The 7,287-nt window shown below is 68.0% G+C and carries 11 protein-coding genes and 1 tRNA gene; 8 read left to right on the top strand and 4 right to left on the bottom strand.

Going from position 1 to position 7,287, the window contains the following annotated elements; translation table 11 throughout:
• Window positions 1-285: 285 nt before the first annotated feature.
• Both ICN82_RS16720 and ICN82_RS16715 read left to right on the top strand, forming a co-directional pair.
• Window positions 286-585 carry a hypothetical protein gene (locus ICN82_RS16720; RefSeq protein ID WP_193184995.1) on the top strand — a complete coding sequence of 100 codons (300 nt, stop codon included), beginning with the start codon at window positions 286-288 and terminating at the stop codon, window positions 583-585.
• A 367-nt stretch (window positions 586-952) separates the two neighbouring features.
• Entirely contained in the window at window positions 953-1,420 is a 468-nt protein-coding gene (locus ICN82_RS16715; RefSeq protein WP_226898549.1) for an MmcB family DNA repair protein, read from the top strand.
• A gap of 13 nt (window positions 1,421-1,433) precedes the next feature.
• Here the strand turns inward: ICN82_RS16715 and ICN82_RS16710 are convergent, their stop codons facing one another.
• The gene (locus ICN82_RS16710; RefSeq protein ID WP_193184992.1) at window positions 1,434-1,622 is read right to left on the bottom strand and encodes a DUF6324 family protein; all 189 of its coding nucleotides are present in this window, start codon (window positions 1,620-1,622) and stop codon (window positions 1,434-1,436) included.
• Window positions 1,623-1,774: 152 nt separating this feature from the next.
• On the opposite strand from ICN82_RS16710, the gene ICN82_RS16705 reads away from it, so the two are divergent.
• A tRNA-His gene (locus ICN82_RS16705) sits at window positions 1,775-1,851 on the top strand.
• A 146-nt stretch (window positions 1,852-1,997) separates the two neighbouring features.
• On the opposite strand, the gene ICN82_RS16700 is transcribed toward ICN82_RS16705, so the two are convergent.
• On the bottom strand, window positions 1,998-2,303 hold the full coding sequence (locus tag ICN82_RS16700; RefSeq protein WP_193184998.1) for a DUF6476 family protein: 306 nt from the start codon (window positions 2,301-2,303) through the stop codon (window positions 1,998-2,000).
• Between ICN82_RS16700 and ICN82_RS16695 the strand changes: the two genes are divergently transcribed.
• Both ICN82_RS16695 and rpoH read left to right on the top strand, forming a co-directional pair.
• Complete coding sequence (locus tag ICN82_RS16695; RefSeq protein ID WP_193184989.1) at window positions 2,302-3,336, top strand: RluA family pseudouridine synthase; 1,035 nt, start codon at window positions 2,302-2,304, stop codon at window positions 3,334-3,336. The two genes, ICN82_RS16700 and ICN82_RS16695, sit on opposite strands and share 2 nt — an antisense overlap.
• Before the next feature lie 191 nt (window positions 3,337-3,527).
• Window positions 3,528-4,424: an RNA polymerase sigma factor RpoH gene (rpoH, locus tag ICN82_RS16690; protein ID WP_193184986.1), complete on the top strand. Its 897-nt coding sequence runs from the start codon at window positions 3,528-3,530 to the stop codon at window positions 4,422-4,424.
• 151 nt (window positions 4,425-4,575) lie between these two features.
• On the opposite strand, the gene ICN82_RS16685 is transcribed toward rpoH, so the two are convergent.
• A complete protein-coding gene (locus ICN82_RS16685) occupies window positions 4,576-5,208 on the bottom strand; it encodes a DnaJ domain-containing protein (protein WP_193184983.1) in 633 nt (210 codons plus the stop codon).
• A gap of 101 nt (window positions 5,209-5,309) precedes the next feature.
• Between ICN82_RS16685 and ICN82_RS16680 the strand changes: the two genes are divergently transcribed.
• Window positions 5,310-5,564 carry a BolA family protein gene (locus ICN82_RS16680; RefSeq protein WP_193184980.1) on the top strand — a complete coding sequence of 85 codons (255 nt, stop codon included), beginning with the start codon at window positions 5,310-5,312 and terminating at the stop codon, window positions 5,562-5,564.
• A gap of 13 nt (window positions 5,565-5,577) precedes the next feature.
• On the opposite strand, the gene ICN82_RS16675 is transcribed toward ICN82_RS16680, so the two are convergent.
• Complete coding sequence (locus tag ICN82_RS16675) at window positions 5,578-5,868, bottom strand: DUF4177 domain-containing protein (RefSeq protein WP_193184978.1); 291 nt, start codon at window positions 5,866-5,868, stop codon at window positions 5,578-5,580.
• Window positions 5,869-5,964: 96 nt separating this feature from the next.
• On the opposite strand from ICN82_RS16675, the gene ICN82_RS16670 reads away from it, so the two are divergent.
• The gene (locus tag ICN82_RS16670) at window positions 5,965-6,336 is read left to right on the top strand and encodes a hypothetical protein (protein WP_193184975.1); all 372 of its coding nucleotides are present in this window, start codon (window positions 5,965-5,967) and stop codon (window positions 6,334-6,336) included.
• A 73-nt stretch (window positions 6,337-6,409) separates the two neighbouring features.
• The gene (locus tag ICN82_RS16665; RefSeq protein ID WP_193184972.1) at window positions 6,410-7,285 is read left to right on the top strand and encodes a LysR family transcriptional regulator; all 876 of its coding nucleotides are present in this window, start codon (window positions 6,410-6,412) and stop codon (window positions 7,283-7,285) included.
• Window positions 7,286-7,287 lie beyond the last annotated feature (2 nt).

The following is a 7,287-nucleotide window of genomic DNA, read 5'->3' as shown; positions in this document are numbered from 1 at the left end:
GCGCGGATCGGGGCGCAAGAGGACGGTGGTGGTCGACGGGTCGGCGCCGGGCGGGGCAGCCGGCGGCTCGGCCGCGGCGGCGCCCGCCAGCGCCAGAATCGCGATCATGGCCGGAACTGCTTTCATCTGCGGGCTCCTCCCTCGGTGGCGCCAGTATCGCAGAAAGACGGGGTCTGCGGGGCTGCGACGCAATGGCCGATCCCGGCGGCGGGATCTTTTCCGCGGCTGCCCTTTCCGGGGCCGCAGACAGGGCCTATCTTCACAATAGAGGAAAGGAGCCCGTTCATGCCGCATCTCGTCCGTCTCTATATCCGCCAGGTCATCGCAGGCTTCGGGCTTGCCGCGTTTTTCGTCGGGGGGCTTCTGGCGCTGAATGTCGCCAATCTGGGGCACCTGGTCTCCTCCGTGCAGGGCGGCTGGATCGCCGTGGCGATGCTGTGGCTGGCCAATGGCGTCGTCTTCGCCGGGGTGCAGTTCGCGCTGGCGCTGCCCTCCGGGCGCGACGGGGGTGGCGGGTCCGGGCGGGCCCGTCCCGTCTTCCTCGCCGAGCCGGTGCCGGTGCGGATCGACACCCGCCGCCGCTGAGCCGCGCCGCCTGTTCCGGGAAAACCCCCGCCTGCATCCGTGCATGGCGGGGGTTTTCCTGTTGCGGGCCATCGCGGCAGGCCACGGACCGGCCCGGTCGGAGAGAAAATGCAGGAGGGAGTGGCGGGGACCGCGCGCAACCGTGGAGGCATGCATTCCCGAGGACCTGTATATACAGGTGGGCGCCAGATAACCGGACCAGGGCCCGGCCAGAGCCAGCTCCCTCGGAGTTGCTTAAGGCCACCGGAATTTTGCCACAGACACGAGTAGGGCAGATCCGCCACCGCAGCAGATAGGACGTCGCGGAGCCGGGTGCAAGGGGCAGGCGGGGCTTGCCAGATGTTTACGTATTGTTCATGATCGGGCCATGACCAGCGACACGCTTCCTCCCATGCCCGGCCAGCGCCTCGCCCGCGGCACCGGCCGCCATCTGCGCGACCTGGGATTCGCCGTGCTGGAAGAATTCGTCCCCGCCCGCGGCTTGCGGGTGGACGTGATCGCGCTGGGGCCCAAGGGCGAGATCTGGATCGTCGAATGCAAGTCGGGCCGCGCGGATTTCACCTCCGACCGCAAGTGGACCGGCTATCTCGACTGGTGCGACCGCTTTTTCTGGGCGGTGGATGCGGATTTTCCCGAAGGGCTGCTGCCGCCGGAGACGGGGCTGATCCTGGCCGATGCCTGGGATGCCGAGATCGTCAGGATGGGGCCGGAGGCGCGCCTGGCCTCCGCGCGGCGCACGGCGCTGATGCGGGGATTCGCGCGGCAGGCCGCCTGGCGGTTGCAGGCGCTGCGCGATCCCGGGGTGGCGGCGCTTCTGCCGTCGCAGCCGGGCTGACCCGGCCCGGGGCTCAGCGTTTCATCTGCTTGGCGGCATCGGCCGCGGCCAGGATCTCCTCGGCGATCTCGGCGGCTTCCTCTGGGTCGAAATCCATGGCGATTTCCTGTCCTTCGGCGGCCACGAAGATGCGCACCATGCCCAGCGAGGTCGGGCCGATCTGCAGGTCGGCCGAAAGGTCGTTCTCGTCGTTGATGCCCATGTCGCGTCTCCTTTTCCCCTGCGCCTAGACAAAGCCGGGGCGCCTGGCAAGCGGCGCGGCAGGCGGCCGGGGATGACCCTGCGTCCGCGGCGGAATTTTCTTCGCCGACCGGCTTGCAATCCCGGCGCCGCATGGGTAGAGGAAGGCTCCGGGCCGCCTTAGCTCAGTTGGTTAGAGCGCTGGATTGTGGATCCAGAGGTCCCCTGTTCAAGCCAGGGAGGCGGTACCATACAAACCTTGGCGCGGGAATATCCGCACGGGTTTGACGAAAAGGCCCCGGCACCGCGCGTGTCCGGGGCTTTTCGCTGTTCAAGGGATTTTTGCTCGCCGCAGGATGGCGGAGCTGCCGTTTTCCCGCTGCGGGGCCGCGCCGTTTCAGGGCAGCGAGACCTCGAGTTCCTGCCGCAGCGTGCCGTCGGGGGCATAGATCAGGATGCGGCTGTCGCGGGTGACGACCGCGTACCAGCCCGGACCGGCCGTGATGGCGGCGGCCTCGGCGCCCTTGGGCAGGGCCAGCTCCGCGGGCAGGGCGATCTGCTGCCTGTCGCGCGAAAGCCGCATGACAAGCAGCCCGGCGATGGTTATGACGCCCAGAATCATCACCCCTGTCAGCACCGTCACCAGTCGCCTGAGGAATTTCAGCGGGGCCGGTTCCTGAAAGTCCTGCGGAGTCTTCTCCATGTCGTCCACGCCCCGTCTCCTCGTGATTGCGATCCAGGCCGATCCGCCCGCGCGCCTTGATAAGGCGCTGGCGCGGGATGTGCCAGCCGGGGAAAGCCTCAGCCGGTCGCGGCTGGCGCGGCTGATCGCCGAGGGCGCCGTGCGGCGCGGCGCCGAGGTGCTGACCGATCCCAGGGCAAAGGTTGCCGAGGGCGAGGAGATCAGCATCGCCATCGGTGCGGCCGAGGAGATCGACGCGAAACCCGAGGCGATCCCGCTGGAGATCATCCACGAGGATGCAGAGCTGATCGTGGTGAACAAGCCCGTGGGAATGGTCGTGCATCCCGCGCCGGGCACGCCTTCGGGCACGCTGGTCAATGCGCTGATGCATCATTGCGCCGACACGCTGTCGGGGATCGGCGGCGCGCTGCGCCCGGGGATCGTCCACCGGATCGACAAGGACACGTCCGGGCTTCTGGTCGCGGCCAAATCCGACCGGGCCCATCACGGGCTGGCCGAACAGTTCGCCGCCCATACCGTCGAGCGCGAATACCGCGCGGTGGTTCACGGGGCGCCCGATGCTGGCGATCCGCGGCTGCGCGGGCTGCGCGGCGTGGCGATGGAGCCCGGCGGCGTGATCCGCATCGCCACCGAGATCGGCCGCCACCGCACCGACCGCCAGCGCCAGGCGGTCATGTGGGCCAACGGGCGGCGGGCCGTCACGCGGGCGAGGGTGGACGAGGCCTTCGGGGCGGCCGCGCTGGTCACCTGCTGGCTGGAGACCGGGCGCACGCACCAGATCCGCGTCCACTTGAGCTATGCCGGACATGCGCTTCTGGGCGACGAGACCTATGGCGGGCGGCGCAAGCTGCCGCGGGCGATGGAGGCCACCGCGCGGACCCTGGCCGAGGGCTTCCCCCGGCAGGCGCTGCACGCCGCCACGCTGGGCTTCGCGCATCCGGTGAGCGGGGAGCATCTGCGTTTCGACGCGCCCCTGCCGCGGGACATGGAGGATCTGCTGGCGGCCCTGCGCGGCGCGGCGCCCTCCGCATAGCCGGGAACAACCGGCGCGGACAGCCGGTTACATTCCCTCATATGCCGGTGAGGCGAGTGACATACTCTCGCAAATCTGCACAGGCCATGCGCTAGTGATGCAAGCCAAAAGCTGGACGCGCAGACTTGTAAACCGACCGGTTCAGTTCTAGCTTATGTGAAAGCGTGTTACATGGCCCCGGAGGTCGAGCAATGAGCAATTACGGCAATCTTCCCGCCCCCAGTCCCGAACAGGGGCTGAACCGTTACCTGCAGGAAATCCGCCGGTTCCCCATGCTGGAGCCGGAGGAGGAATACATGCTGGCCAAGCGCTGGGTCGAGGATCAGGATACCGAAGCCGCGCACAAGATGGTCACCTCCCACCTGCGCCTGGCCGCCAAGATCGCGATGGGCTATCGCGGCTACGGGCTGCCGCAGGCCGAGGTGATCTCGGAGGCGAATGTCGGGCTGATGCAGGCGGTCAAGCGCTTCGATCCCGAGAAGGGTTTCCGCCTGGCGACCTATGCGATGTGGTGGATCCGCGCCTCGATCCAGGAATACATCCTGCGCTCCTGGTCGCTGGTGAAGCTGGGCACCACCTCGGCGCAGAAGAAGCTGTTCTTCAACCTGCGCAAGGCCAAGGCGCGCATCGGTGCGCTGGAGGAGGGCGACCTGCGGCCCGAGCACGTGCAGAAGATCGCCCAGGATCTGAACGTCTCCGAGGACGAGGTCATCTCGATGAACCGGCGGCTCAGCTCGGGCGACGCCTCGCTGAACGCGACGGTCGGTGCCGAGGATGACAGCGCCACGCAATGGCAGGACTGGCTCGAAGACCAGGATGCCAACCAGGCGCAGCATTACGAGGAGGCCGACGAGCTGGCGGTGCGGCGCGAATTGCTGGCCGAGGCGATGGACGTGCTGAACGAGCGCGAGAAGGACATCCTCGCCGAGCGCCGGCTTCAGGAAAGCCCGATGACGCTGGAGGATCTCTCCGCGCGCTACAATGTCAGCCGCGAACGCATCCGCCAGATCGAGGTGCGCGCCTTCGAGAAGCTGCAGAAGCGCATGCGCGAGCTCAGCCGCGAAAAGGGGATCCTGGCCACGGCCTGATCCCGGCTCCGGCCCTGCTCACCCGTCATCCCGAAGAAAGCAGGCGGCCGCTCCGGCAGGAGGGCCGCCTGTCCTGCATCTGGCGGTGCGGGCCGTTTCCTTCAGCGGGCCTGCCCGCCGCAGGGGGCGGGCAGCGAAGGCGCCGGAACGCTCAGCGGAAGCTGCGGCTGTCCTTGATCTGGTCCCAGGCCCAAACGACCTCCTGCAGGCGGTCCTCGTCGGAGCGGTCGCCGCCATTCATGTCGGGATGCAGGACCTTGATGAGCGCCTTGTACTGCTTGCGGATCTCGACCTTGGTCCAGGTATCCCGCGCCTCCAGGATCTCCAGCGCCCGGCGCTCGGTCGGGGGCAGGCGGCGCGTGCCCGAGGACGGGTCGCCCTTGCCGGGATTGCGCGTGGCATTGCCGCCCAGGACCTGATGCGCGTCATCGATCCCCAGCCGCGCCCAGGCGCGTTCCTCCACCGTCTTGCGGAAGGGCTTGGTCTCGCGGCCCCAGACCTTGTCCTGATCCATCTGCTGGGCCAGCTCCTCCTCGGTCGTGCCGTTGAAGAAGTTCCATTTCAGGTTGTACTCGCGGACGTGATCCTTGCAGAACCAGAAATAGTCATCCAGCTGGTCGGGGCTTTTCGGCGCGCGGTATTTCCCCGGCTCCGTGCAGCCCGGATGCTCGCAGACCCGCTGCGAGGTGTCGAAGGCGCCGGACATGCCGCGCCGCCCGCGCCCGCGCTTCTTCTTGGCCGAGGATACGGACATGTCGAACCCGAAGGGATCTTCCTTGGCCATCAGAGTCACCTTTTCTTTAGGACCACGGCACGGTAGCAATTCGAAACAGGCGGGGAGTTTAGCGTTTAATTCGCCGAGCGGAAGAGGGGCCAGGTCAAAAAATGGGTATTGCAGAGCAGATTCGCCAAAGGCTTGAAACGACCTTGCGGCCCGAGCGGCTGGAGGTCGTCAACGAAAGCCACATGCATGCAGGCCATGCGGGCGATGACGGCAGCGGAGAGAGCCATTTCCGCATCGCGATCGCCGCGGCGGCCTTCGGCGGAATGACGCGCATCGCCCGCGAGCGCGCCATCCACAAGGCCATCGGCCCGGAGATCATGGGGCGCATTCACGCGCTCTCGGTCGAGATCCGCTAGGCCCGCCGGGGGCTCAGGCCGGGGACACGGCCGTTTCCGCCGCGGCCTCTGCGGGAAGTTCCCGCGCGGGGGAGGGGCGCGCCCGCCGGAAGACCAGCACGTTGACATAGACCGTGCGGGTGCCGGTAAGGCCCTGCTTTTCCTGGCTTGGCAGGACCTCGGCGCGCTGGAATTCCCAGCCCTGGGCGGCCTCTTCGTTCAGCACCTGTGCCAGCGCCGCCGCATAGCGGGCATCCGGCGTCTTGGCGCCGCGCGCCTTCTGGCCCCGTTCGGGCGCGGGAATGACTTGGTATTCGTAGCTCATGGAACCTCCGATCAGGGCAGCCGTTAGCAGTCCGCATCCCGCGCGTCAAAACCGATATTAACCGGGAAGAAACCCTGTGACGCTTAGCTCCCTGCCATGTCGCGTTTCGAACTGATCCTGCTCTGCCTCTGTCTCGGCGCCTGCTCGGCGGATGTGCCGCGACCCGATCCGCTGACGCTGGCCGGACTGCAGAATGCCGGCTTCGCCCTGATCCGCGACGGCGCGCAGTTCCAGGAGGTCGTCGTCGGCGAGGCGCTTGCCGGCGAGGGATACCGCGCCAGGGTCATGCCCGACGGAACGCTGGGCGGGCTCTATCACGGGCAAAGCTTTCGCGGCATCTGGATCTTCACGGAAGACGGGCGCTATTGCCAGAGCCTGACCGCCGACCTCCGCGGTCCCGCCTCTGCCTGCTACTGGGTGGCCGCCAGGGCGGGGGAGATCCGCCTGATCCCCGCGCCGCGCCCTTGATCCCCGGGCGTCGCCGCGATTGATCTTGCCGCGGGGGGCTTCTATCCAGATCGGGGAGCCGGGGGGAAGGCGGATGATCGACAAGCTGGAGATGTTCCTCGCGCTGGTGCGAGAGCGTCATTTCGGCCATGCCGCGCAGCGGCTCGGCGTGACGCAGCCCAGCCTCTCGGCGGGGATCAAGCAGCTGGAAGGGCAGCTGGGCGTGCAGCTGGTCAAGCGCGGCGCGCGCTATCACGGGCTGACCCCGGAAGGCGAACGCGTGCTGATCTGGGCCCGGCGCATGGTCGGGGATGCGCGCGCGCTGAAGGCAGAGATGCAGGTCCGCCGCAAGGGGCTCTCCGGGGAGCTGCGGCTGGCCGCGATCCCCACCGCGCTTCCTGCCGCGGCCGCGCTGGCGGCGCGCTTCGGCGATGCCCATCCCGAGGTGATCCTGACCGTCTTGTCGCAGAGTTCCGAGGATATCCTCGCGGGGCTCGACAATCTCGAAACCGATCTCGGCATCACCTATCTGGACGGCGCGATGCAGGGGCGGCGCAGCGTGCCGCTTTATGACGAGGATTACTGCCTTGTCTGTCCCGAAGACGGCCCGCTTGCCGCGCGCGCCCGGCTCGGCTGGGCCGAGGTCGCGGCGGAACCGCTCTGCCTGCTGACCCCCAACATGCAGAACCGCCATATCCTGAACCGCAATTTTGCCGCGGCGGGGCGGGTGCCTTCGGGGGTGCTGGAATCGAATTCGACGGTCGTTCTCATGGCACAGGTGGTCGGCCGGGGACTGGCGACCATCCTGCCGCGGCAGCTGGCCGAGTTCATCGCCGGGGGCAAACCCGTGCGCATCATCCCGATGGAACCGCCCGCCGAGACGCATCGCATCGGCTTGCTTGCCCCGGATCGCGATCCGCTGCCGCCGCTGGTGGAGGCCTTCCTGCGCCGGGCGGGGGGACCTGGCTGAAG

Origin of the sequence: Mangrovicoccus algicola (assembly GCF_014903745.1) — a bacterium.
Classification (GTDB): Bacteria; Pseudomonadota; Alphaproteobacteria; order Rhodobacterales; family Rhodobacteraceae; genus Mangrovicoccus; species Mangrovicoccus algicola.
This window is presented reverse-complemented; position numbering and strand designations above follow the sequence as displayed.